This window comes from Duganella fentianensis, from assembly GCF_964031615.1.
In the GTDB taxonomy this organism is placed as follows: domain Bacteria; phylum Pseudomonadota; class Gammaproteobacteria; order Burkholderiales; family Burkholderiaceae_D; genus Rugamonas; species Rugamonas fentianensis_A.
In genome coordinates, this window is the sequence record NZ_CAXIQN010000014.1 from 165,950 (window position 1) to 189,988 (window position 24,039).

A 24,039-nucleotide genomic window follows, 5' to 3' on the forward strand; every position below is an offset into this window, starting at 1 on the left:
ACTCGCTACAAATCAAGGACTTTGCTCACATTTGACTACGTCTGCTTTACATATCTTTACCTTTGCGACATGCCCACTACACACTGCAGGCGCACACTGATTCTGTCGTTTCCCGATTATCCGAAAGAGGAGAAAACATGAGTATTTTTAACCGCAAAACGCTAGCTGCCTTCCTGCTGGGTAGCACTCTGACTGTCGGCCTGGGTGCCTTCGCTGTCGAGCGCCACATGGGTGGCCACGGACCTGCCATGGCCGCCGGCAGCCACATGGAACGCATGCTCAAGCACCTGTATGTCGAAGTGGATGCCACCGATGCACAGAAGGCCAAAATCGATCCGCTGATGAAGGCCGCCATGGACGACCTGAAGCCCATGCATGAGCAGCTATTCCAGCTGCATAAGCAGCTCGCCAGCCAGATGGCCGCTCCCACTATCAACCGCGCCGAACTGGAAAAAACCCGCGCCAGCGGCATCGCACTGGCCGACAAGGCATCCGTGCGTGTGGTGCGGCTGATGGCCGATATCGGCGACAGTCTGACGCCTGCCCAGCGTCAGAAACTGGCCGAGCGTCTGGACAAGATGCACGAGCGCCGCCGTCACCGCGACTAGTCCCGGCAGCCTTGCGCCCGGCATCGAGCCCGAGGCTTGTACGGTGCGCAAGGCAAACGTAGAATGAATCGCATGAATGCCGCCCCTGCCCCAGCCCCTGACCATATCCTGCTAGTCGAGGATGATCCCCGCCTCGCCGAGATGCTCACCGAGTATCTGGCGCAGGCGGCTTTTCGCGTTACCCACGCCGCGAGCGGGCGGGCCGCCCTGAACGCCATGCAGGCGGGTCATATCGATGCGGTGATACTGGATCTGATGCTGCCCGACATGGACGGGCTGGAAGTGTGCCGCCATTTGCGCGCCACTTCCGACGTCCCTGTGCTGATGCTGACGGCGCGCGGCGACGCTATCGACCGCATCATCGGGCTGGAGATGGGGGCCGACGACTACCTGCCCAAACCGTTCGAGCCGCGCGAACTGCTGGCGCGCCTGCGTGCCATCCTGCGCCGCCGTAGCGACCATCGCCACCAGCCCGGCCTAGCCCCCATGACCAACCCCGAGCTACTACGATTTGGCCGGCTGGAAATCGATCCCGCCGCCCATGCTGCCCGTATCGATGGCCAGCCGTGCGAACTCACCGCCTACCAGTTCGATCTGTTGCTGGTGCTGGCGCAGCACGCCGGACGTGTGCTGTCGCGCGACAGCCTGATGGAACAACTCAAAGGCGAAACGCTGGAAGCCTTCGACCGCTCGATCGATGTGCATATGTCGCGCATCCGCGCTGCGGTCGAAGATGATCCTAAAAATCCGCGCCGCATCATCACCGTGCGCGGCGCCGGCTACCTGTTCGCCAAGGTGCAGGACTAATGGCCGCGCCACGCCTGCCTGCGCGCTGGCCTTGGGGCCTGCCACGTCTGTACATCCGCTTCTATGTGGCCCTGCTGGTGACGCTGGTGATCTTCGCGCTGGCCGTGATGCTGGTCTGGCACCGTAGCGGCGGCCCGCTGGAGCGCTCCAACAGCGCGCTGGCGCAAGTGATGCAGAATGCGCTGGCCAGCGCCGACGCACCGCCCGCACAGCAGCAGGCAGCACTGGAACACATGGCCGCCGGCATGCAGGCCAGACTGACGCTGTACGGGCGCGACTGGCAGCTACTGGCCGCCGTGGGCGAGCCGATACCGCCACACCGCTGGCGCCAGCGCGATCTGCGCGGGCCGCCGCCAGAATCGTTTGTCCGGCTGCCGGACGGGCGCCGCCTGCTCTCCAGCGTGCCGCTAGGCTTCACCCGCCCCAAAGCCATGCTGCACAACGCCCTGCTGCTGGTAGCGCTGGGCATAGGCATCGCCGCCTTTCCGCTGGTACGCCATCTGACCAAGCGGCTGGAACGCCTGCAGCAAGGCGTGGAATCGCTGGGCGCCGGCAATCTCACAGCGCGCGTAGCAGTTGAAGGCAAGGATGAAGTGGCGCAACTGGCGCGTAGCTTCAATCGCGCAGCCGACCAGATCGAACAGCTGGTGGGTGCTCACAAAACATTGCTGGCGAACGCTTCGCACGAACTGCGCACGCCGCTGGCGCGCATCCGGCTGGCACTGGAACTGATGCAGGATGAAGTGGATCCGAAACGGCGCGCGGGGCTGGAGCAGGATATCCGCGAACTCAATGCCCTGCTCGATGAAATCCTGCTGGCCAGCAGGCTCGATGCCATCAATGCCGAAGTCATGCTGGAAGAACTCGATCTGCTGGCACTGGCAGCGGAAGAATGCGCCCACTACGACGAGGCAGAATTAGACGGCGTGAGCGCCGTACTGAATGGCGATGCGCGCCTGCTGCGCCGCCTGCTGCGCAACTTGCTGGAAAATGCGCGCCGTCATGGCGCGCCGCCTACCCGCCTGCAATTGCGCTGCGCCGATGGGCAAGCCCTGCTGACGGTATCGGATGGTGGCGCCGGTGTGCCCACCTCCGAAGCGGAGCGGGTGTTCGAGCCCTTCTACCGCCGCCACGGCACCCGCGATAACCACGGCGCCGGTCTGGGACTGGCGCTAGTGCGGCAGATCGCCCGCCGCCATGGTGGCGAAGCGCGCTGCGCCCGTCTAGAAGATGGCCGCAGCGGCTTCCTGATTACGCTGCCGCTGAAAGCGGCCTAGCATTGCGGCGGGACAGCGCCTTGCACGCTGCCCCGCTGCACGACTACATCAGGGCGATTCGCACAGGCAGTGGGTCACTGCCGTAAAGGGTTTGTGCGCCGCCGTCAGTTCGGCCAGCCAGCCCAGATCCTGCGCAATGCCGTTGGCGGCAGTCACCGGCAGGCCGGTGCTGAGCGCCACACTATGCTTCCACTGCACACCCAGCGTCTGCGCCATCGATTGCGCTACCGCCTGAGCCGCCGAACCACCGAGCAGACCGATAATCCGGTCTACCTTGCTCACATCCGGTTCGATATACACCACGCGATATTCGTCCAGCTTGGCGCGGCTGGCCGCTGCCTTGAGTGCATCGCCAAAGCCGCCCAGCCGGTCGACCAAGCCGCGCTCCTTGGCCTGTTCGCCGGTCCAGACGCGGCCCTGCGCCACAGCGTCGATTTTCTCCGGCGTGGTCTTGCGCGCCTTGGCAGCGCGGCCAATGAAGTCAGCATAAATATGGTTGATGCTGCCTTGTATCACCTGTCCGAAGCGGGGATCGAGCGGGCGCAGCGGATTGGTCGCATCGCCCAGCCACGTAGTCGGCCGGCCAGCCGTGTGGATGCCCACTTTATCGATCACCTTGTCCGCCGTCGGCAGAATGGCGAACACGCCGATCGAACCGGTAATCGTGGTCGGTGCTGCAATGACTTCATCCGCCGCCATGGAGATCCAGTAGCCGCCGGAAGCAGCCACATTACCCATCGAAACCACCACCGGCTTACCGGCGGCACGGGTCAGTTCCAGTTCGCGCCGTATCACTTCCGAAGCAAATGCGCTGCCGCCGGGCGAATCTACCCGCAGCACCACCGCCTTGATGCTATCGTCCTCGCGTGCCGCACGAATGAGCTTGGAGGTCGAATCACCGCCGATAGCACCGGCGCTGGCCGTGCCATCGCTGATCTCACCCTGCGCGACCACCACGCCGATGGCATCACCCGTCAGTTTCGGACGGACACGCGCCAGATATTCATCAAAGCCGATCTGGCGGAAGCTCTTACCCTTGGCATCGGGCACGCCGCGCTTGAGCATCAGCTCGCGCACTTCGTCCTTGGTCTTCAGGCCGTCCACCAGCTTGGCCGCCAGCGTGACTTTGGCCAGATCGCCCTTCTGCTGCTCCACCAGCGCTGGCAGATCGTTGATGGTCTTCATCACGCTGCCCTGCGCCAGCTTGCGGGCTTTTTCCACTTCCGACGTGTAGGCATTCCACAGGCCGTTATTCAGATAGGCCTCCGCTTCGGCGGCCGCTTCCGACGGGCCGTTGGCGATATACGGTTCGGCAAAGCTCTTATAGGTGCCGACCCGCATCAGGTTAACCGTCACGCCCAGTTTATCAAGTGCGTCGCGGTAGTAATTACGGTAGCGGCCAAAGCCTTCCAGCATCACCATCCCCATCGGGTGTAGATACACTTCCGACGCATGTGCCGCCAGCAGGTACTGGCGCTGATCGTAGCTGGAGCCCCACGCCACCACCGGCTTGCCGCTGGCTTTGAAGCGGTCCAGCGCAGCGGCCACTTCGCGCAGGATGGCCTGACCACCACCATCCATTTCATCGGTCAGCAGCACGGCGCTGCTGATATCGGGATCTTTGGCGGCCGCTTCCAGCACGCTCAGCACATCGCGCAATTGCAGCGTCTTGCGGCTGTCGGCACCGCTGACGCTATTCATCAGCGCATCGCGCGCATTGCCGCTGGCCTGCTCGACCAGATGGCCTTTCAGGTTCAGCACCAGCGCCGTCTTGGGGCCGGGCGACTTGGGCCCGCCAGTGAACAGGGCGATAGCCAGCGCTACCAGCACCAGCAGGAACAGCAAATTGAGCACGGTGCGGCGGCCCGCATCAAGCGCACGCCAGCACCAAGCAAAGCCACTACGCAGCCAGGAAAACGGGGACTTACTCATTCAAGCTCCAGTCGATTGCGAAATTAACAAGTAACACATTGTATGCTGTCCTCAGCGTTGCGGGCGGGAAATTAGCCACAGTCCGGCAAATACCAGCAGACCGTTGACGATCAGCAGCTCCAGCCCCATGCGGTAACTGCCGAACAGCGCCGCCTGATTCAGCTCCAGCAGATAGCACAGCACCGGCCCCGCCAGCGCTACCAGCGGCACCAGCCGGCGCACGCCATGGCGCAGGGTACGTCTGGTCAGCAGGCCGAAAGCGAACAGACCGAGGATAGGGCCATAGGTATAGCCGGTCAGCTTGAGTATCAAGCCTATCATGCTGGCGTTATCGATCCAGCGGAACAGCAGCACCAGCGCCAGAAACAGCGCGCAAAAACCCAGATGCACCCAGTGGCGCTGGCGTAGTTTGTCGGCTTCGCTCAGGTCGGTACGGTGCTGCCAGCCTAGTATGTCAAGGCAGAAACTGGCCGTGAGTGCCGTCATGGCGCCATCTGCACTGGGGAACAAGGCCGAGACCAGGCCGAGGAAAAATAGTAGTTGCAGCGCGGCCGGCATGTGCTGCATCACCACGGCCGGGAACAGCTTGTCACCGCTGACCTCCATCCCGGCGTTGCGGGCGTATAGGGTCAGCATACCACCCAGGAACATAAACAGCAGCAGCACAGCGGACAGAACGATCGTCAGCACCAGCATATTCTTCTGAGCGTCGCGCAGAGTCGGCACTGAAATATTCTTCTGCATAATTTCCTGATCCATGCCCGTCATCGCCAGCACAATAAATATCCCCGCCAGAAACTGCTTCCAGAAGTAGCCGGGGCTATCCCACTGCAGATTGAGCACGTGTGTCAGCCCGGCACGTTGCTGCGCTGTCCAGGCGGCAGCCACATCCAGATCAAGTTGGCCCAGCAGCCAGTACACGCAGGCGGCTACCGCCAGCAACATCCCCAGCGTCTGTAAGGTATCGGTCCACACCAGCGTTCTGACCCCACCTTGATAGGTGTAGAGCAAAATCATCAGCAATATCACGACGGTCGTGAGCCAGAACGGCACCTGCAAGCGATCGAGCAGCGTGGCCTGCAGAATATTCACCACCAGATACAGCCGCGCCGAACCGCTGAGCGTGCGGGCTACGATAAAACAGCTGGCCCCGCTCAGATAAGCCCCCTGCCCCAAGCGTTGCGCCAGATACTCGTATATCGAGGTCAGCTGCATGCGGTAGTACAGCGGTAGCAGCACACCGGCAACCAGCACATAACCAACAATGTAGCCAGCCATCACCTGCAGATAGGCATAGCCTTCGCGCCCGACCATGCCGGGCACGCTCACAAAGGTCACGCCACTCAATGTGGTGCCCACCATGCCTACGGCCACCAGCAGCCAGTGACTACGCTTGTTGCCGATAAAAAAGCTCTGATTGCTGGCATGCCGTGCAGTCTGCCATGCCACCCCCATCAGCACGGCGAAATACAGCAGCAGAAGTATAAAAAGTGAGATTGCCGACATAAATAGCGCGGTGGCCGTGAATTAAATGGCCAACAATATACACTGGCTATTCGCAAGCAGTATTTCCATGCTCGACCTGCGCTACGCTAGAGCGGTCTCAAACAGCATGAAAATTAAGATTTTAATATTCAAAAGTATAAAGGAAGTTAGCCTGATTGAAAGCTACTTTTCCCTATGGCAGGAAGAGTGAGAATTGGTGAGATTTAAACCATGTAGCTATCGCACATTAAGTTTCCATAGGGCTAAAAAAAACGGTAATATGTAACATAACACTTAAATATAAATTAACGAGATTGTGTACTAGCATCAGTAGCTGGATGAATGATGAATAACGAGAATACGATGGTCTGGCCACTGGATACAGGAAATTGGGATAGCAGCAATGGCAGCTTTCAGCTAGTCCGTACCCACCTAGGCTATGCCGTGTCGCAACAGCTACCAGCCGCTGATCTTGCCCACTTCATGCGGATGCGCAAGGCAAGCACAGACGGCAGCCTGTTTCCGCCCGAATTTAACTACTCACCGGTCGACGGCAGCACGCTGGCCGGCACCGCCAGTCCCGCCGCCGAGTCCGGCTGGATCCCCCCATTTGGCGCGCGCAGCGTCACCATGGCGCGCAGCTCGGAAGTGCTGGGGCTGCGCAAATCACAGCGCACACTGGCGCTGGCGAATCCTGCGAGCTACCACGCCGACAGCGCAGCTGACGCCAGCTTGCCGGTACCGCCACCGGGCGAATACCAGTTTATTTCCGGCCAGTTCGGCACCTCGGCCGAGGCCCTGCTGGCACTAGACCCGGCAAAAGGCAGCCTGTTTGTCTGGCTACCGGAAAGCGCACGCTGGCAGGCGGTCGAAGGCAGCAGCAATAGCCTGCTGGCAGAATCCCGTATCGCACGTGCCAGTTGGCGCTGCGAACTGCTGAGCGGCTTCCACAGCACCCTGCTACTTGGCACAGAGGCCGGTCTAGCACGTCTGGTGGTCGATCTGCCGGCCCTGCGCTATCAAGTGAGCTACTGTGGCAACGGCGTCGCCATCGGCGCACCGGTGACCTTCAATCAGCAAGTCTGGCTGCCACTGCAGCAGCCAGACGGCAGTCTGCACTTTGCCCAGACCACGGCGGACGGCCAGTCGGGCGCTACCATTAAGGTCAGCAATGCTCCAGCTAGCCTCGGCAGCGGCAGCCCGCCAGTCGCTTATGGACGTATGGCCGTATGGCTGTATGGGGAGGGGCAGTTGCATTTGCAGCAGCAGGCCGATGGCAGCGTCAGCGCACAGTTCGTGGCGTGGCCGGCCCAGGTAACTCCGGAATTCAGTTTCGGCAGTCCGTATCAGGATGCGGCAGGTAGCCTTTGGCAGCTGTGCTTTGACCATCAGGCTGGCAACTATCTGTATGTGGAACTAGGCAAGCGGCAGCCGCAGCGACAGCCGGCACTGTCGCCGCGTTTCTGTTCGGGCAGCATCAACTACCGTTTTGCCAGCAAGCTTAAGAAAAATCCGTGGGAAGAACCCGAACATGGCGATGACGGCGCCGCCAGCGAAAACGTGATTCCACTGCTGGAAGTGGGCGATAGCGGTGTCGTCGGTCTCAAGCTCGGGAACACCCAGGCCCTGGCCTCCCTGCTGGAAAATCCCGACCGTATGCGCTTGTTGATGATATGGGATGACGACGACACGGAAACTGCCTTCCATACCGGTGTGGTGGCCCAGCCCTGGCATATGCGGCTGTTCACCTATCAAGACAAACTCTGGGCCTACCATCCGCAACTGGCCCGCATCGATGGCTGGACCCTTGCCCCATGAAGAAGACGCTACCACCAATGATGCTGGCGGCCAGCTTGCTGGCCATGCTGGCCGCACCGGCCTCGGCCGCCATTCAGCAAGCCTTTCTGGTGCAGAACTCGGGCTGGATGGAGCCTTTCTATGTCGATCCCGCCTCGCAACTCAAACCGCTGGTAGCAGCGGTCGCTGCTGCTGCTGCCGAACCAGACGACCGCATCATTACCTTGGCTTTCAGCCAGAGCAGCGGTAGCCACCGCTCGCCAGAGCCACTGGGTACTGGCGATGGCGCCAGTGTAGGCCGGCTGCTGGCGCCGCTGGCGCTGGCACATAAGGGCAACGGTCCGGCACTGGCCGATACAGATTTCAAGGAAGCGATCAGCGCCACCATCGCCGGCCCACTGCAAGGGAAATCAGGCATCATCTGGATTTTCACCAACAACCGCAATAGCCCCGGCAACGATCAGGCCACGGCCGAACGTAATCGCGACTTCTACCGGCTGCTGCACCTGGAGCCGTCGATTACCAAAACCGTGGTTTTCCCCCTCAAAATGCCGGTGCAGGGTAAGCTCTACAATGCCCGCGGCCTGATGGTGTACGCGCTGGCCTATGGCGAACCAGCCGCTCAGGCGCTCAACCGCATACTGGCCAATGGCCGGCTGTCGCGCGTGCTGACGCGCCCACCTGCGCGCTTGAAACCGGTTGATCAAGATGCTTTGCGCATCGTGCCACAGGCCCTGCTGGATGCGCCCAATATGCGCGCCTCGCTGGGCAGCGACCAGCGCACCCTGCTGCTCGATGTGGATGCCACTGCACTGGTGCCAACAGTACACCTGAAAGCGGCCCTGCAAAACCAGTTCTACCCTTATGCCATCAGCAATGCCAGCGTGAGTGCCAGCCTGCATGCTGCCGGCAGCCCGAGCCAGACTATCGAAGTCACGCCGGACCGTCTGGCAGCACTGGCCCCCGGCGCCGAACAGGCAGTGGATGTGAAATTCCGACTGCCGCTCGAACAGGTGCCGTCCGCCTGGTCGGCTCAGGCCATCCGCGCCATGGGCAAGCGGCTGCAATTGCCGATGCTGGTGACGCTGGACCTGAGCGGCCAGCAACTGGCGCTGCCAGCGGAATTTCTCTCCGACATGCAGCAGCTATTCCCCGGCGATCCGCTAGCCGAAGCGCTGGTGCCGCCCAAGGAAGTGCGCAGTTCGCGCGCCCAGGTGCCGCTACTGGTCCGGGTGCAGTATCCGCTCACCCCGGTGGTGGTAGTGGTCGGCGGCATCCTGACCCTGCTGCTAGGCATCGCCGCGCTCGCCATGCTCTCCGGTAAGCGCCAGCGCTACGCGGTGCTGGTAGATGGCCAGCCGCGCCAGCTCATGCTGAAAGCCTTCAGCAGCCAGAACGTGCTCAACGATCAGGGTGTAATGGTCGGGGAAATCAAACGTGGCCTGGGCGCGCCATCCATCGTTCGCGTGACCGATGGCCACACGCTGCAACTACGCTAAATCCAGGCCTTACCTATTCATCCAAGGAGAACCTAAGAATGTCCCAAGATAGCAAAGAAAGCGCCGGCTTCACTCTGCCACCACCCGCCGACAGCGCTTCCGCGCCGGTCGCACCTGCTACCGTCAGCAGTAGCCCTGTCGCGCCTGCACTGGCGCCGGCCGATGCCGACACTTCCTCGCGCGACCTGCTGGTCGGTGTCGCCGTGCTACTGGTGCTATACATCGCCTTCTTCTTTGTGCGTGGCGCCTATGCCAATACACTGGTAGCCAAGCGTGTGCCGCCGAATAAGGCTAACGCTGCCGGCTGGTGGCTGTTCGTCTTCCTCGCCTGTATGTCAACCGGGGTGGTACTGGCGGCCGTCAATTCCGCCAAATTCATGGCACCGCTGATCATCGGCCCGCTCAGCCTGATCGCCATCGTAGCGCTGGTGCTGACCTTCGTAACGGGTCGTAAATAAACTGTGTAGTGTGAACTAAGGACGTGGGCAACATGGACAACTTGAACCAGACTGTAGGTGCGGGCGAACGCAAGCAAGAGCAAATCATGGATTTGCGCCCCACCCTATTCATCGGTATCGGCGGAACCGGCATGGAAGTGCTGATGCGGGTACGCCGCCGCATTCTTAATAGCCTGTGGGGCGGCAATGGCGAACGCACCCGGGTCGAGAGTCTGGCAGATTTTCCGGTAGCCCAGTTCATCCAGTTCGATCTCGACGCCGGTGCCGTGATCGACAGCGGCCGCGCCCAGGCCGATGATCTGCAGTTCGATCTGGTCAAATTCAGCGACGAAGACAAAATCGTCGAATCATTCGATATGGACAAGTACAGCCGCGACGACGATGCGCTGGAAAAATATCCGCATATCAAAGAATGGCTGTCGCTGACGCCCAAGAAGATCCGCGAACTGGGCATAGACCCGGCCAAAGGCGCGGGCCAGATCCGCGCCATTTCGCGTCTCTACCTGTTCGACAAATACACCAAAGTGCGCGACAAGATCCGCCTCAAGCTCAAGACGCTGAAAGCCGGCCTGTCGCATGAGGCGCAGCTGAACCGGCTGGGCCTGCGCATGGAAAACAGCAAATTCCGCATCGTCGTGGTGGGCTCCGTTGCCGGCGGCACAGGTTCCGGCGCCTTTCTCGATATGGGCTTGCTGGCACGCTGGCTGGCCAAGACCGAAGTGGGCCAGGCCGATGTTGAACTGATGCTGTTCCTGCCCACCGGCTATGCCGGCGCTAACAAAGACCGCACCGAAGCCAATGGCTATGCCGCCCTGATGGAACTGGAGTCGGCCATGCTGGGCAACAAGGGGTATGTCGGTCGCTGGGATGCCTATGACCAGCCGGAGTTGCCGCGCGAGCCATATAGTGAAGTGTATCTGATCGATTCGGGCAATCTGGCACAGCAGCACACCAAAGACATCAAAGATGTCTACCACATGGTGGCCGATGCCCTGTTCGAAGATTTTGCCTCGGGCGACTTTGCCCGCCGTAAGCGCTCTACTGCCGTCAATCAGGCGCTGCATAAGAACTTCCTGCATGACGCGCTGGTGCCCAAGTCGCGCTTTGCCGATATGCGTCTATCGTACTCGAAGCGCTATTCGGCCTTCGGCCAGGCCGTGCTCGACACCCGTCAGGAAGCCCGCCGCGACGAACAGGCCCACCGCTGGGCTGGTGCCATGCTGCAGGCTTTCTTCGGCGTGGGCAGCAGCGACGCCGCTGCCAATCGTGCCACCGACAAGCAACGCGACGATTTCATGGCGACGCAAATGGCGCTGCGCACCCATACTTTCAGCGAGTTCCCCGAGTTCTCCGATAAGCAGATCGAACTCAAACGCAGCAACGGCGAATTCCTCGACTACCAGATCGTCGACGATCTGCTGCAGGACAAGCATGGCCTGCTATTAGCTGGCGTGGAGCAGCGCGTTAGCAACAGCATCGATGCCATCCGCAACGGTTTTGACCGTGGCGAGTGGCCGGCGCAGGTACGCGATACCTTCAAGCGGCTCGAGCGCGATGCCGTGCGCGATCAGGATACCAATGCCGACACCACGGAAGACCGTATCAGCAAGCGCCGCCGCGAACTGCTCGAGCGCATCAAGCAGGCCGTGCGCGACCAGTTGTATGCCTACCTCGACAACAAGGATTTCGGTGGCCTCGAATACGTGCTGTCGCTGGTGGAACAGATCAAGGACCGGCTGGAATCGCCCGGCACCGGGCTGATGCAGGCACTCGGCACCAACGCCGAACGCTACCGCGAAATCAAGGAAGCCGTGCGCACACGCGAATACGAGCGCCTGCTGACCAATCTGGAACAAACCAAAGGCGGCCTGTTCGGTAGCGGCGAAAAGCAGGCCATCGCTGTGATGGACCACCTGCGCACGGAAATCGCCAATTCGCTCAAATTCCACCTGCGCGCCAAGGCTGCCGAGGAAAGCGTGGTGCTGATGCAGGATCTGTCGAACTGGCTGGGCCGCAAAACCGGCATCGATGGGCAGGGCCGCGCCGTCTGGGACGGGCTGGTGGGCGAGCTGCAGGCTGGCCGTGAAGCGGTACTGGAGATGCTCAGCCAGCTGCAGCAGGCCAATCATATCCTGCAGCAAGACCTCAACAAGGATCACGCCACCCTGATCGTGCTGCCAACCACGCAGGCCGTGCGCCCCATGCCGGGCCTGCTCACCCTGCGCGAATGGGCCGACGAAGCGTTCAAGGATCTGGGCGGTTCGAAAGTACTGTTCCCTATGCTGGGCGACGCCGCCCAGCGCAACGATATTCTGCTCAAAGTCAAGCGCATGGCAGAACGTCAGCTGGCACTGGCGAGTGCCAGCGAAGGTGACGTGCCAGCCACCGATCCGCTGTTCGATGCGCTCGACCAGATGAGCCCAAGCGAGCGCATGGACCGCTTCCGCAAGCTGCTGGCCTGCGCCATGCCCTGGATAGACGCCAATCTGTCCGGCGACTTCAACGTCAAGGCCGACCAGTACAAATGCTTTATCGGCGTGGCCCAGGCCGAGCAGTTCAAGCGCCGCTTCGGCAGCGAACTCGATACCTGCATCCCGACCGTGGCCGGAATTACCTCGGCCCAGCTGCAGATCGTCGAAACCGGCGTACCGGGACGGGCCGTCTGCTATTGCGAGCTATCCGGTGTACCCATGACGGTACTGCGTGGCCTGGAAGGCTGGCGCACCAGCTACCGCAAGGAGGCGGAAAAGAGCCCGACCCACACGCATATCGATTCGACCCAGTTCAGCCACCCGATTGCTCCCACCACGGACGAAATCAATCGGCTGGCCGAAGACTTTAAACAGTTCCTGCAAGCGGTGATGCTGGGCGTACTGACCCGCTCTACCCAGCGCATCGTGCCGCCCGGCCAGTACCAGTTTGCGGTCGCGCGCGGCGATGTGCGCCGTATCGGCAACGAACGGGCAGTACGCCAGAATGGCCTGCCCACTACCTACCGCGAAGCCATCGTGGCGCGCGTACAGGAGAAAATCGACGGCCTCGATGCCGTACAAACGGTGGCTTTATCGGCACTGGCCGATTACTACGAGAATGCCGTCTATACGGCCAAGCTAGTGCAGGATGCCACCGGTGCCGATGACGTGCGCAAGGGCTTTGCCAGTGCCATCGCCGGCGAAGTAAAACGCGAACTGCGCGACCGCGCACGCCGCAAAGGCATGGGCGAAGCCGATGCCAGCAAGCTGTCCGACCGCCTGCTCGACCACCTGGCCGAGTGGTGTCAGGTGGTACCCGATTCGGATGCCGACGCTTACGAATGGGAAGTGCGCGAGCCGGGCGAAGATGGTCAGCCACGCCTGAAATTCGTACTGCGCAATGAAATATTCGAGACCGCCCAGCTGCAAGCTATTGGTGTCGCGAGCGCGCCGCTTGCCGCTGCATGGCCGCCCGCCACCGGCAGCATGCCGCCACCGCTGGTGGCGCCGCCGCTGGTACCGGCCCAGCCCGAGTTGCAATACCTGCTCGGCATCAATAGCCAGCAATATGGTCCCTATACAGCCCAGCAGATTGTCCAGATGGTGCAGGCGGGACAGGTAGCACCGGCCCAGACCAAGGTCTGGCGTCAGGGAATGGCGGCCTGGACGGATCTGCTCCAGCTGGCCGAACTGGCAACGCTACTGGGCACCACGTCTGCCGCACTGCCGCCACCGCTCATGCCGCCACCACTGGCCTAAGGATAGTCTGCAATGAAGTGTGCCAGCTGTCAGCAGCCGCTGTTTAGTGCGGTTGCATTCTGCCCCTACTGCCGTACGCCACAGGCGCACGGCAGTACCGAAGCCGTTGCGCCGGCGGTGGAAGTTACGCCGCCTGTCGCCGCGCGCCCTCAGCGTGGCAAAGGTGAAACCACGCGCATTACGAAACGCCCGGAAACATCGCCTTTGCCTGAGCCGCAAAAGTCGCCCAAGCCCACTGCGCCGACCGAGCCACCAGTATCCCGGCCTGAGCCAGCAGCCACCACGCCGGCCACACGCATGCCCTCGGCTCCCCAGCAGGACAGCACACCCACTGTGCCCACCGGTGGCAAAAGCAAACCCGCCCGGCTGTGGCGCAATCTCGCCATCGGCATCTTGCTGGTGCTGGGACTGTTTGCCTACATCGGGCAGCGCGACAAGGCGCGTGCAATGGCTTGCCAAACTGCCATTAGCGCCGGTCAGCAGGCACTTGAGCATGGTGATTTGGACGGCGCCCGCCAGCAGAACGAACTTGCACAGTCGAATTGCGGCGCAGCAGACAAAGATCTGCTGGCCAAATTCCAGAAGAACCTGCAGGCAGCCGATACGGTGGAATCCTGCCGAAGCAACCAGCGTCTGCTGACCACCCAGCTTAACGAGCATAAACTGGAAAGTGCCGGCAAGACGCTAGCACGGCTAGTGCCCAAATGTGCTGCGGAAGCCAATTCCGCCAAGCTGCGGCGCCGTCTAAATCAGGCGCAAACTAGCGCGGGCAATGCGATCCAGGCCACCAGACGCGCGCTGGAGAGCCAGAATCTGGCTGCGGCCCGCCAGGGCATGACCAGCCTGATGGCCGCCAACGTCGAAGCGGCCGAGCGTGAGGAACTGGAAAACGAGATCGTGCGATTGCAGACCCTGACCGACGCCAAAAATAGTGCACCGGTTCCGGCAACGGCAGCTGTAACGCTAACGGCCCCGGCTACTACAACGCAGGCGACTCTCCCCACCGCACCGGCGAGCGTAGCGACGCCAGCACCGGCGCCTCGCCCTGCACCTGCACCGGCACCTGCGCTGGACGACAGTCGCGAGCAGAAGAGCGGCGCCGTGAACAGTGTCAAGGCAGAGATGGCGCAAACCTTTATTACCGATGCCGAGACCGCCCTGGCCCAGCGCCGCTTCGATTCCGCCCGTACCTATCTGGAAAGCGCACGCCGCATGGATCCGGCCAATCCGCGCATCGAGACACTGTCGCGCCAGATACGCGAACGCGAACGCCAGTTATTACAGCAAGACACCACGATCCGCTAAACCCGACCTCGATTGAAGGAGTACGCCATGACCAAGCACACCACCCGACTTGTGGCATCCGCACTGATACTGAGCCTGATCGCCGGCTGCGCCACGGCGCCTACCGGCGGCGGCACCCGTCAGACCGGCAACCCGCCACCAAGCAGTGCCAGTGATGATCCTTGCAGCGTCGGCAGCTCGGCGCTGGCGGGTGCCCTGGCAGGCGCATTTTTGGGCGCCCTGATCGATGGCAAGCGTGGCGCGGTGAAAGGCGCAGCAGTGGGCGGGATTGCCGGCGCCATCGGCTGTGTCGCCATCAACGCGCAGTCGCGCCAGACCAAAACAGCCGCCCAGACCGATAAGGAATACGTTGCCGCGCGCGGTGCTCTGCCACCGGAACCACAGGTCGTTTCATACGTACCGCGTCTGTCCAACAATGTGGTGCAGCGCGGCCAGCCTATGCGCATCAACACCACCGTCGAACTGGTCAACGGTAGCAAGACCCAGATCAGCGAAGTGCGGGAAGAGCTCGTGGTGTATGACACCCATGGTGATCCGTTCAAAACCAAAGCCAAGCCGCTCACCAATCGCAGCGGTGGCCGCTTCGAAAACTCCTTCGAACTGAGTCTGCCTGAGCAAGCACCACAGGGCACCTACACACTGAAAACCAATCTCTACATCAACAACAAACTGATGGCGCGACGCGACATGAGCACCCAGGTGGTGTGGGATGGCAAGACCGCGGTACAGGTGGCCGCACTATAACAGGGGTGATGGTGACGGATAGCGATAAGCTGGTGCGGCTACTGAGCTACAAAATGCCCTTCGGGAAGTATCAGAATAGGCTCATCGCTGATCTGCCCGGCCATTATCTGGCGTGGTTCGCCCGCGAAGGTTTTCCCAAAGGCGAACTGGGCGGCCTGCTGGCATTGATGTACGAACTCGATCACAACAATCTGCGCAGCCTGCTCGATCCGCTGCGCTGAGTAATGCTGCAACGCCCCTAGCCGAGAGCCGCCATGAGGATAGATCAGCCCAACGTGATTGCCACCGAAGACATGCTGTGCCTGCGCGCCGACGGTAGCCATGTGCAGATACAGGCATGGCTGGGGGCACCATATCAATGCGAGTTGGGCTGGGCCTGCCCTGCTGCGCTGATGGGCGTGGACGGGCGCTATGTCGACATCGTCGGCGTTAGTGCCTTTCAGGCCATCCGCGAGGCCACCTTACTGATACGCCGCCGACTAGGCCATCAGCTAGAAGATGGCGCCATACTCTGCCATCCGGACGATCCCGAATCTCCCTACGGCACCACGATACTGGACTGCATATTCGGTAAAGAGTAGCCCGCACCAACATCCGACAGGCTGCACAAGATCGACGGGCACACCAGACGATCGATTTGAGGCAAATCAAACGTGGCGCGCCGGCAAGGAAAAGCCGTGTATAAAGGCTGCATCGCCATGCGTAGGAGCCTGCCATGCCCTCCCTGCCCTATCACTGCGTCTGCTGCATCATACCTTCGCGCATGCTGCGCCAACTGGCAGAAGCGCCCCATCTGAGCAATACGGAACGCCAGTGCCTGCTGGACCAGTGCGAGTTATCCGCCCATCTGCGCGGCCAGCGCTCCGTCATGCCCACGCTGGCAGCCACGCAGCGCACGGGCGAACAGCGCCGCACCGTCTACGATGGCCGCCACAAAACCACCCTGCCCGGTCGCGTAGCGCGCACGGAAGGCAGCGCCGCCGTCAAGGATGGCGCGGTGAATCAGGCTTACGACAACGCCGGCCTCACCTATGATTTCTTCCGCAGCGTATTCCAGCGCAACTCGGTGGACAACAAGGGACTACGGCTCGATTCTACCGTGCACTACCAGCGCAATTTCAACAACGCTTTCTGGAACGGCCAGCAGATGGTGTATGGCGATGGCGACGGCAAACTGTTCCACGGCTTTACCGATGCCATCGATGTGGTCGCGCACGAACTGAGTCACGGCGTCACCCAGTTCGCCGTGCCGGGCGGGCTGATCTACGAAGGTCAGAGCGGCGCCCTCAACGAATCGATTTCCGATGTGATGGGCTCGCTCGTCAAGCAGTGGCGTTTGCAGCAGAAGGCATCCGAGGGCGACTGGCTGATCGGCGCCGGCATCATGGCGCCCGCCGTAGGCAAGGCCTTGCGTTCACTGGCCGATCCCGGCAATCGCACGCTCACCTGGTCGGGCGACGATCAACCGAAAAACATGGCAGACTATGTGCAGGATGGCGATGTGCATAGCAATTCCGGCATCCCCAACCATGCGTTCTACCTCACCGCACTGGCGCTGCAAGGCCATGCATGGGACAAGGCCGGCCCGATCTGGTACAGGGCACTGGGGCTGCTGACGCCGAGTGCGGGCTTTGCCGATATGGCGCGCGCCACGGCGCAGGCGGCGGTACTATTGTATGGCAACGATACGGCCGAACAGTATGCCGTTCAGCGCGCATGGCAACTGGTGGGAGTGCAGGTGGAATCCTAGCAAGGCAGGCATAGTTGATCGGAGCCAGCATCATGACACGGCTGATTTTACGGGGCTTAGGTGGCTTTACGGGGCCGGCCGGTGCGCAGACGCGCAGCATCGATCTGGCCCGACTGGCGCCGGCGCAGGCGCACCGGCTAGCCCAGTTGCTCGACGCTTGCCAATTCTTCAATCTGCCCGAGCAGCTACGCAAGATCGCGCCGCAGTCAGGTGATTTTCTCTACGAACTACAGGTCGACAAAGATGGCTGGCAGCATGCCGTGCACTACCATCTGGATGCGGCACCGCTGGCACTGCGCCAGCTCACCGACCAGCTCAACCACTTCCCGCCCGACTAGCGTCCCGCCACCGCCGCTCAAGCCAGCATGCGTGCCAGTTCACCCTGCTCGATCAGCTTCTGCAGATCATTCGCGCCGCCGATCAGCACGCCATTGACGAACACCATGGGGAAAGTCGACCAGCCCGTCCACATTTTCAGCGCAATGCGGGGACGCCAGGTATTGAAATAATTGCCGTAAGACAGATAGGTGTAGGGAATGCCGTGCGCATCGAGCAGTTTGCGCGCCTTGCGCGGATAGGGGTTCCAGCCCATGCCCACCACCACCAGCTTGTTGCTCGCCACCGCCGCCTGCACTTCCTCCACCAGCGAGCGGTGATAACTACTCACCTGCGCGCGCACGGCAGGATGGATCTGTTCTTCTGCGAGGATGTGACGGCTCATGGGTGCTTCCTTAGTCGGCGGTTAAAGACAGCAGCATAACCGCAAACGGGTGCGCGCGTCAGGCTGGCGGCAGCCGCGGCCCCAGCGTCAGGCGCCGGTCTTCGCGCACCATGCAGGCAAAATCTTCCGCCGGCACGGGTGGGCTGAACAGATAGCCCTGCAGATGATTGCAATCGATCCCGCGCAGGAAGTCCATCTGCTCCACCGTTTCCACCCCTTCCGCCACGATTTCCTGATCCAGTTCCTTGGCCATGGTGACGATCGCCCCCGCAATGGCGCAATCGTTTTTCTCGTTCGGCAGACCGATCACGAAGGAACGGTCGATCTTCAGGGTGGTAATCGGGAATTTCTTCAGATAGGCCAGACTCGAATAGCCGGTGCCGAAATCATCGAGCGCCAGCCGCAAGCCCATGGCGCGCAACTGGTTCATGATGGCGATCACACTTTCGGCCCCTTTGACCAGCAGGCTTTCGGTAATTTCCAGACTGATCTTTTCCGGCTGCACGTTATAGCGCTCCAGCACGGCAGCGATGCGCTGCGGCAGCTTGCTATCGAACTGACGCGCCGATAGATTGACGGCAATCGGCTGCAATTCCAGTCCTGCATCCTGCCATGCGCGGATCTGGCGGCAGGCTTCTTCCAGCACCCAGCTACCGAGATCGAGGATCAGACTGGTTTCCTCTGCCACCGGAATGAAAACACCCGGTGGAATCAGGCCCCGTTCCGGATGGCGCCAGCGGATTAAGGCTTCCGCACCAGAAATCCGGCCACTACGCAGGCTCACTTTCGGCTGATAGTAAAGCAGCAGTTCATTGTTCAGCAGCGCGTGACGCAGTTCGCCTTCAATACGCATCTGCTCCTTGGCGCGCTGGTTAATTTCTGCGCTGTAGAACAGCAGACCGGAATCGATGCTGCGGATAGCTTTGTTGAGCGCCACTTCGGCATGGCGGATCAGCGTCGGCACTTCGCTGCCATCTTCCGGATACACGGCAATACCGGCATGGCCATCGACCTGTAACTGATGCCGCCCCACCACAAACGGTTCGGCCAGCGTGGCAAGCAGCTTCTGCGCCACGATGCCGGCGTGTTCGCGTTTTTCGATATGCAACAGTGCGATAGCAAACTTGTGTCCGTCCAGCCGCGCCAGCACGTCCGCTTCGCGCAGCGCCTGACGCAGACGGCGGCCGATTTCGCACAGCACCTCATTGCTGACCTCGTGCCCCAGCGTGTCGCTGATCGCGCCCAGCCGGCTGATCTCTATCATCACCAGCGCACCATGCTCCTGCGAGCGTCTGGCTTCCGTCAGCGCCTGCCCCAGCAACTGGTTCAGCAGGCACAGATTGGGCAGGCCCGTCAGCGCATCGTAGTTGGCCATGCGCTGCATGCGCGCTTCTGCATCCTTGTGCAGACTGATATCGGAAAACAGCGAGAAGGTGTGGCTGATATTGCCTAGCTCGTCGCGCACGGCACTAATCGTCACCGACTGGGGGAACAGTTCGCCGTTCTTGCGCCGGCCGATGATTTCGCCACGCCATGCACCTGCACCGTGCATGGCAGCGCGCACGCGGGCACGAAACTCGGCATCATGCACGCCCGAGCGCAGCAGGTCCGGGGTCTTGCCCAGCGCCTCTTCCGGCGGATAGCCGGTGATACGGGTAAACGCGGAGTTAATCGAGACAATGCGTTCGTTCGCATCGGTAATCAGCACCCCCTGATCGGAGTCTTCGATGATGCGCGCATGCAGGTTCAGCTTGTCGGCCGGCGACAGCACCTCCACCAGCTTATAAGCCTGCACTTCCATGCCCAACGCTTCACCGCTATCGTCGAGGCGCAGATGCAGTTCCAGCCTAACCCAGATCAGTTCGCCGGACTTGGTGCGGCGCTGCACTTCGGCAGTGGTACTGGTACTCCCGTCGGCCGGCACCACCAGTTCGTCCAGCGCGCCATCATCCTCGGCATATAGCAGCAGCACGTGCTGGCCCAGCATTTCGGCCGCGCTGTAACCGAATAGGCGCTCGGCCGCATCATTCCATGCCGTGACATAGCCCAGCAGATCCAGTTGCAAAATAGCGGGAGCGCCCGGCCCTTCCGGCACCGCCGGCATGGCATCGCGGGTGGCTTGCAGCAGCGCCGCCAGTTGTCCCAGCGTCGCGCTCTGCGCCGCACCGGACTCCTGTGCCGCGCGCTCGCTTAGCGACAGACAGCGTTGCAGAATTTCACGCATCATCTTTCCCGGATTTGCCCGCCGCAATCGCCTGCATCCACAGATAGGCATCGGCCTGAATCTGGTTGTAGCCGGCGATATCGATCTGCAGCGCGCGCAGGCCGCGCGTGAGCGCCATCAGATCGGCATGCTCGGCCGCTTCCACCAGCGTCAGCAACTGGCCCAGCGTGCCGCTACGCTGCAGCAGCGCCTGCGACAGTTCTTCGCTGATGGTCAGCGGTTGCAACACTTCGGCCAGCGGCATGCCGAACAGCACGCCCAGCAAGGAGAACATACCGCCCATAAAGGCCTGCTCCTGCTGCGCCTTATCGTAGCCGGCCTCCCTGGCCAGCAACTCCATCGAACGGGCCCGCACGGCCACACGCGCCAGCAACATGGGCGAACGCTGGTCGGCTTCGCGCGCCGAGAACAGCATCAGATTGAGCCAGCGGCGCAACTGGGCGCGGCCCAGTATCAGAATGGCTTGCGAAAAACTGCTGACCTTGCGCGCCGAGCCCATGCCCAGCGAATTCACCAGCCGCAGCAAATGGTAGGACAGGGTCGGGTCCTGCTTGAGCAGGGCTTCGATTTCATGAGTATCGGCATCGGCCGACACCAGTTGCACCAGTTTCAGTGCCAGCGCGCGCGATGCCGCCTGACTGCCCACCGGCTTGGGCGGCGGCGCCAGAAACCACTCGCCTTCGATCCAGTTGGCCGTGCGCGGCAATTCCTTGAACTCGGCATCGAGTGCGGCGTTGCTATGGTGGATTTCATCGGCCGGTGCCGCCTGCCAGCCCGCATCGAGCAGAAGCTGCTGACTAGACTCGCTCAGACCATCGCGAAAATAACAGGCCATGCTGCCGGCCGCCAGTTCCTGCAGCAGCGCCAGCGGCGCCGTCTCGGGCTGCATGCCGCGTGCATCCAGCAACAGCGCGGACGGCACGCCATGGCGGTCCGCCAGCGGATGGATGAAGACGGGCGGCGTAACAGGCGTAACAGTCATGGATTTCCGGTGCGGTCAGTCAGTGATCCTATTATGTTACTCTGAATCTATTGGCACTTGCCAACATTTAACAGTTGCTGCAACACCACGGCAACGCCTGTTTTACATCAAGCGGGCAAGGCGGGACGGGGCAGATGGCCGAGCAGGCCGGCAAACCGTTGCGGTTCCTGCCAGCGCGCCAGCCACCATGCCAGCGCCGCTCCCATTTCGCCCGTACGCCACGCCAGATAAAACGTTTCCGGTGGTTTAGGCTCGGCCACGGCTTTTTCCACCAGCACACCGGCCGCAATGGCGGCTCTGGCACAGGGCGCGGGCAGGAAGCCAAAACCCATGCCGGCTAGCTGGTAGCGCAGCTTGCTCTGCATATCCGGCACACTCAGACTGTCCTGTCCCAGTAGCAGCCCCACCGTGCGGGGCGGCAGCTTGCGTGCCGAATCGGCCACGCTGATGGCGCGGTAGGGCTGCAAATGCCCCCGTTCCAGCACGGCCGTCACGGCGGCCAGCGGATGGCTGGGAGCCACGCAGAACACGAATTCCATCTGTCCCAGCGCATGGCTGACATAACCGCCACCGGCCGGTCCCTCACCGGCCGCGCCGATCAGCAGATCGGCACGCCGGTCCAGCAAGGCCTCCCAGGTGCCGGACAGGGTTTCCTGCATCACGCGCAAGCGGGTCTGCTGGCCCAGGTCGTAGAAGGACGCAATATCGTCCTGCAGCGCGCAGGCCGCGAACATGCTGTCCATGCCCACCGTCAGCTCGGTTTCCCAACCCGAAGCCACCCGCCGCACGCGATGTTCGAGATCCTGCGCGGCGCGCAGCAGATAGCGCCCTTCCTTGAGCAGCTCGGCGCCGGCTGCCGTCAGCACCACGCGCGGGCCGTGGCGCTCGAACACCTGCACACCCAGATCGTCTTCCAGCTTGTTGACGGTGTAGGAAATCGTCGAAGGCACACGGTGCAATTCCTTGCCGGCAGCGGAAAACGAACCGCGCCGGTCAATGGCATCGACAATCTGCAAGGCTTCCAGACTTAGTCTTAACATTCGATTTTTTCGATGATTGAATTGTAAATTTTCCGTTTTTTAAAACGAAAAGGAGTCTTTATACTGTCGTTCATGGATGCAGCGGTAAGAACGATGTTCAAAATTATCGCACATTAACCCGAAAAGAAATGGAGCCTTATCATGTTGCAAATTCGTCCTAGTGAAGCCCGCGGCCACGCTCAACACGGCTGGCTCGATTCCCACCACAGCTTCTCCTTCGCCCACTACCATGACCCGCTGCACATGGGTTTCGGTCCACTGCGCGTAATTAACGAAGACCGTGTGATGGGCGGTCAGGGCTTCGGTACCCACGGCCACCGCGACATGGAAATCATTTCCTACGTGCTCAGCGGCGCGCTCGAACACAAGGACAGCATGGGCACGGGCTCGGTACTGCACTATGGCGACGTGCAGCGCATGAGCGCCGGCACGGGCGTGCGCCACAGTGAATTCAACCATTCGCGTACCGAGCAGGTGCATTTCCTGCAGATCTGGATCGAGCCAGACCGCACTGGTACGGCACCGGGCTACGAGGAAAAGCACATCCCGCTGGAAAGCAAACAGGGCAAGCTGCGCCTGATCGCTTCACCTGATGGTCGTGATGACTCGCTGCACATCCAGCAGGATGCCTCCCTGTACGCCACCATCATGGCCGCAGGCGACCAGCTGGAACACCCGCTGGCAGCGGGACGGCTAGCCTATGTGCATGTGATCCGTGGCACGGTGACGGTGAACGGCGTGGCACTCAAAGGCGGCGATGCGCTCAAGCTCAGCGACGAGAATGCCGTCACGCTGGCCGGTGCCGAGGATGCCGAAATCCTCGTGTTCGACCTGCCCCGCTAAGGGGGCTGGCAGGCTGGCCGCTAGCCGCAACTGAAAGCTAGAGGCCGGCCTAAAAAAACTTTCCGCCAGTTTTGGTATCATGAGGGGCGCGCCGGGTCTGTTCGAACAGCCCGGCGCGCGTTTTTTACCTTGTAGAACACTATTTAAAGAGCAGAATTATGTCGCAGAGTGCAACAACCCCGGCTAACGTGGACCTGGAATACACGACTTCGTGCGCCCTGCCGACGCCCTGGGCCCAGTTCACCCTGCACGCTTTCGTCGAGAAAAGCACGGGCAAAGAGCATCTGGCCATGGTGCTGGGCGATGTGGGCAACGGCGAACCCGTACTGGGACGCGTGCATTCCGAATGCTTGACGGGCGACGTACTGTTCTCGCAACGCTGCGACTGCGGCGCCCAACTGGAAGGCGCGCTGCGCAAGATCGCCGAAGAAGGCCGTGGCATCCTGCTGTATCTGCGTCAGGAGGGCCGTGGCATCGGTCTGGTCAATAAAATCCGCGCCTACCGCCTGCAGGAAGCCGGCGCCGACACGGTGCAGGCCAATGTGCAGCTGGGATTCCAGCCCGACCAGCGTAACTACAGCATGGTACAACCCATGCTGGCGCAATTCGGTGTGAAATCACTGCGCCTGATGACCAATAATCCGCGTAAGATTGATGCTGTCGGCAAGCTCGGCGTGGCAGTAGCGGAACGGGTTCCCCTGCTGGTCAACCGCAATGCCTTCAACCAGCACTATCTGGACACCAAGGCAGCCAAGCTGGGTCACATGATGACGCCGCTGACGCCCGCCCCCGTGGAGGATGGCGCGCTGTAATTACCGGCCCCAGTAAAAGGATGG

Annotated in this window: 21 protein-coding genes; 15 read left to right on the forward strand and 6 right to left on the reverse strand. The window is 61.5% G+C overall.

Annotated elements, in window-relative coordinates; translation table 11 throughout:
- The first annotated feature begins 137 nt into the window (after window positions 1-137).
- The 3 genes from ABNT42_RS10440 (at window position 138) to ABNT42_RS10450 (ending at window position 2,692) form a co-directional block, all read left to right on the forward strand.
- A complete protein-coding gene (locus ABNT42_RS10440) occupies window positions 138-608 on the forward strand; it encodes a Spy/CpxP family protein refolding chaperone (protein WP_348696729.1) in 471 nt (156 codons plus the stop codon).
- A 72-nt stretch (window positions 609-680) separates the two neighbouring features.
- Window positions 681-1,415, forward strand: coding sequence for a response regulator transcription factor (locus ABNT42_RS10445; RefSeq protein WP_348697134.1), 735 nt, complete (start codon window positions 681-683; stop codon window positions 1,413-1,415).
- The gene (locus ABNT42_RS10450) at window positions 1,415-2,692 is read left to right on the forward strand and encodes an ATP-binding protein (protein WP_348696731.1); all 1,278 of its coding nucleotides are present in this window, start codon (window positions 1,415-1,417) and stop codon (window positions 2,690-2,692) included. Before ABNT42_RS10445 ends, ABNT42_RS10450 begins: the two co-directional genes overlap by 1 nt.
- 48 nt (window positions 2,693-2,740) lie before the next feature.
- Here ABNT42_RS10450 and sppA read toward each other — a convergent pair whose 3' ends face one another.
- Both sppA and ABNT42_RS10460 read right to left on the reverse strand, forming a co-directional pair.
- Window positions 2,741-4,624, reverse strand: coding sequence for a signal peptide peptidase SppA (sppA, locus tag ABNT42_RS10455; protein WP_348696733.1), 1,884 nt, complete (start codon window positions 4,622-4,624; stop codon window positions 2,741-2,743).
- A 51-nt stretch (window positions 4,625-4,675) separates the two neighbouring features.
- Window positions 4,676-6,130 carry a sodium:solute symporter gene (locus ABNT42_RS10460; protein ID WP_348696735.1) on the reverse strand — a complete coding sequence of 485 codons (1,455 nt, stop codon included), beginning with the start codon at window positions 6,128-6,130 and terminating at the stop codon, window positions 4,676-4,678.
- A 324-nt stretch (window positions 6,131-6,454) separates the two neighbouring features.
- On the opposite strand from ABNT42_RS10460, the gene ABNT42_RS10465 reads away from it, so the two are divergent.
- From ABNT42_RS10465 to ABNT42_RS10510, 10 genes are all read left to right on the forward strand, one after another.
- Window positions 6,455-7,927, forward strand: coding sequence for a hypothetical protein (locus ABNT42_RS10465; protein ID WP_348696737.1), 1,473 nt, complete (start codon window positions 6,455-6,457; stop codon window positions 7,925-7,927).
- A complete protein-coding gene (locus tag ABNT42_RS10470; protein WP_348696741.1) occupies window positions 7,924-9,405 on the forward strand; it encodes a hypothetical protein in 1,482 nt (493 codons plus the stop codon). Before ABNT42_RS10465 ends, ABNT42_RS10470 begins: the two co-directional genes overlap by 4 nt.
- A 38-nt stretch (window positions 9,406-9,443) precedes the next feature.
- A complete protein-coding gene (locus ABNT42_RS10475) occupies window positions 9,444-9,863 on the forward strand; it encodes a hypothetical protein (protein ID WP_348696742.1) in 420 nt (139 codons plus the stop codon).
- A gap of 86 nt (window positions 9,864-9,949) precedes the next feature.
- Window positions 9,950-13,594: a tubulin-like doman-containing protein gene (locus ABNT42_RS10480; RefSeq protein ID WP_348696744.1), complete on the forward strand. Its 3,645-nt coding sequence runs from the start codon at window positions 9,950-9,952 to the stop codon at window positions 13,592-13,594.
- 297 nt (window positions 13,595-13,891) lie between these two features.
- Entirely contained in the window at window positions 13,892-14,899 is a 1,008-nt protein-coding gene (locus ABNT42_RS10485; RefSeq protein WP_348696747.1) for a hypothetical protein, read from the forward strand.
- Window positions 14,900-14,926: 27 nt separating this feature from the next.
- Window positions 14,927-15,643, forward strand: a complete 717-nt coding sequence (locus ABNT42_RS10490; RefSeq protein WP_348696748.1) for a hypothetical protein — start codon at window positions 14,927-14,929, stop codon at window positions 15,641-15,643.
- Between the two features lie 8 nt (window positions 15,644-15,651).
- Window positions 15,652-15,864, forward strand: coding sequence for a DUF3820 family protein (locus ABNT42_RS10495; protein WP_348696750.1), 213 nt, complete (start codon window positions 15,652-15,654; stop codon window positions 15,862-15,864).
- A gap of 33 nt (window positions 15,865-15,897) precedes the next feature.
- Window positions 15,898-16,224, forward strand: a complete 327-nt coding sequence (locus ABNT42_RS10500) for a hypothetical protein (RefSeq protein ID WP_348696751.1) — start codon at window positions 15,898-15,900, stop codon at window positions 16,222-16,224.
- A gap of 134 nt (window positions 16,225-16,358) precedes the next feature.
- Window positions 16,359-17,393, forward strand: a complete 1,035-nt coding sequence (locus tag ABNT42_RS10505) for a M4 family metallopeptidase (RefSeq protein ID WP_348696753.1) — start codon at window positions 16,359-16,361, stop codon at window positions 17,391-17,393.
- A 32-nt stretch (window positions 17,394-17,425) separates the two neighbouring features.
- Complete coding sequence (locus ABNT42_RS10510) at window positions 17,426-17,731, forward strand: protealysin inhibitor emfourin (RefSeq protein WP_348696754.1); 306 nt, start codon at window positions 17,426-17,428, stop codon at window positions 17,729-17,731.
- A gap of 17 nt (window positions 17,732-17,748) precedes the next feature.
- Here ABNT42_RS10510 and ABNT42_RS10515 read toward each other — a convergent pair whose 3' ends face one another.
- From ABNT42_RS10515 to ABNT42_RS10530, 4 genes are all read right to left on the reverse strand, one after another.
- Window positions 17,749-18,114, reverse strand: a complete 366-nt coding sequence (locus tag ABNT42_RS10515; protein ID WP_348696755.1) for a glutaredoxin — start codon at window positions 18,112-18,114, stop codon at window positions 17,749-17,751.
- Between the two features lie 58 nt (window positions 18,115-18,172).
- Complete coding sequence (locus ABNT42_RS10520) at window positions 18,173-20,338, reverse strand: EAL domain-containing protein (protein ID WP_348696757.1); 2,166 nt, start codon at window positions 20,336-20,338, stop codon at window positions 18,173-18,175.
- Window positions 20,331-21,320: an HDOD domain-containing protein gene (locus tag ABNT42_RS10525; RefSeq protein ID WP_348696759.1), complete on the reverse strand. Its 990-nt coding sequence runs from the start codon at window positions 21,318-21,320 to the stop codon at window positions 20,331-20,333. The genes ABNT42_RS10520 and ABNT42_RS10525 overlap by 8 nt, the downstream gene beginning before the upstream one ends.
- Window positions 21,321-21,427: 107 nt before the next feature.
- Window positions 21,428-22,360 carry a LysR substrate-binding domain-containing protein gene (locus ABNT42_RS10530; protein WP_348696761.1) on the reverse strand — a complete coding sequence of 311 codons (933 nt, stop codon included), beginning with the start codon at window positions 22,358-22,360 and terminating at the stop codon, window positions 21,428-21,430.
- Window positions 22,361-22,501: 141 nt separating this feature from the next.
- Between ABNT42_RS10530 and ABNT42_RS10535 the strand changes: the two genes are divergently transcribed.
- Window positions 22,502-23,203, forward strand: coding sequence for a pirin family protein (locus ABNT42_RS10535; RefSeq protein WP_348696762.1), 702 nt, complete (start codon window positions 22,502-22,504; stop codon window positions 23,201-23,203).
- A 158-nt stretch (window positions 23,204-23,361) separates the two neighbouring features.
- Window positions 23,362-24,015 carry a GTP cyclohydrolase II gene (gene ribA, locus ABNT42_RS10540; RefSeq protein WP_348696764.1) on the forward strand — a complete coding sequence of 218 codons (654 nt, stop codon included), beginning with the start codon at window positions 23,362-23,364 and terminating at the stop codon, window positions 24,013-24,015.
- Window positions 24,016-24,039 lie beyond the last annotated feature (24 nt).

Coding starts and splice junctions, on each gene's coding strand:
- ABNT42_RS10510 (WP_348696754.1), top strand. CDS start 17,426: ATGACACGGCTGATTTTACGGGGCTTAGGTGGCTTTACGGGGCCGGCC.
- ABNT42_RS10485 (WP_348696747.1), top strand. CDS start 13,892: ATGCCCTCGGCTCCCCAGCAGGACAGCACACCCACTGTGCCCACCGGT.
- ABNT42_RS10470 (WP_348696741.1), top strand. CDS start 7,924: ATGAAGAAGACGCTACCACCAATGATGCTGGCGGCCAGCTTGCTGGCC.
- ABNT42_RS10500 (WP_348696751.1), top strand. CDS start 15,898: ATGAGGATAGATCAGCCCAACGTGATTGCCACCGAAGACATGCTGTGC.
- ribA (WP_348696764.1), top strand. CDS start 23,362: ATGTCGCAGAGTGCAACAACCCCGGCTAACGTGGACCTGGAATACACG.
- ABNT42_RS10490 (WP_348696748.1), top strand. CDS start 14,927: ATGACCAAGCACACCACCCGACTTGTGGCATCCGCACTGATACTGAGC.
- ABNT42_RS10525 (WP_348696759.1), bottom strand. CDS start 21,320: ATGACTGTTACGCCTGTTACGCCGCCCGTCTTCATCCATCCGCTGGCG.
- ABNT42_RS10505 (WP_348696753.1), top strand. CDS start 16,359: ATGCCCTCCCTGCCCTATCACTGCGTCTGCTGCATCATACCTTCGCGC.
- ABNT42_RS10465 (WP_348696737.1), top strand. CDS start 6,455: ATGAATAACGAGAATACGATGGTCTGGCCACTGGATACAGGAAATTGG.
- ABNT42_RS10440 (WP_348696729.1), top strand. CDS start 138: ATGAGTATTTTTAACCGCAAAACGCTAGCTGCCTTCCTGCTGGGTAGC.
- ABNT42_RS10535 (WP_348696762.1), top strand. CDS start 22,502: ATGTTGCAAATTCGTCCTAGTGAAGCCCGCGGCCACGCTCAACACGGC.
- sppA (WP_348696733.1), bottom strand. CDS start 4,624: ATGAGTAAGTCCCCGTTTTCCTGGCTGCGTAGTGGCTTTGCTTGGTGC.
- ABNT42_RS10475 (WP_348696742.1), top strand. CDS start 9,444: ATGTCCCAAGATAGCAAAGAAAGCGCCGGCTTCACTCTGCCACCACCC.
- ABNT42_RS10460 (WP_348696735.1), bottom strand. CDS start 6,130: ATGTCGGCAATCTCACTTTTTATACTTCTGCTGCTGTATTTCGCCGTG.
- ABNT42_RS10520 (WP_348696757.1), bottom strand. CDS start 20,338: ATGCGTGAAATTCTGCAACGCTGTCTGTCGCTAAGCGAGCGCGCGGCA.
- ABNT42_RS10515 (WP_348696755.1), bottom strand. CDS start 18,114: ATGAGCCGTCACATCCTCGCAGAAGAACAGATCCATCCTGCCGTGCGC.
- ABNT42_RS10445 (WP_348697134.1), top strand. CDS start 681: ATGAATGCCGCCCCTGCCCCAGCCCCTGACCATATCCTGCTAGTCGAG.
- ABNT42_RS10480 (WP_348696744.1), top strand. CDS start 9,950: ATGGATTTGCGCCCCACCCTATTCATCGGTATCGGCGGAACCGGCATG.
- ABNT42_RS10450 (WP_348696731.1), top strand. CDS start 1,415: ATGGCCGCGCCACGCCTGCCTGCGCGCTGGCCTTGGGGCCTGCCACGT.
- ABNT42_RS10495 (WP_348696750.1), top strand. CDS start 15,652: ATGGTGACGGATAGCGATAAGCTGGTGCGGCTACTGAGCTACAAAATG.
- ABNT42_RS10530 (WP_348696761.1), bottom strand. CDS start 22,360: ATGTTAAGACTAAGTCTGGAAGCCTTGCAGATTGTCGATGCCATTGAC.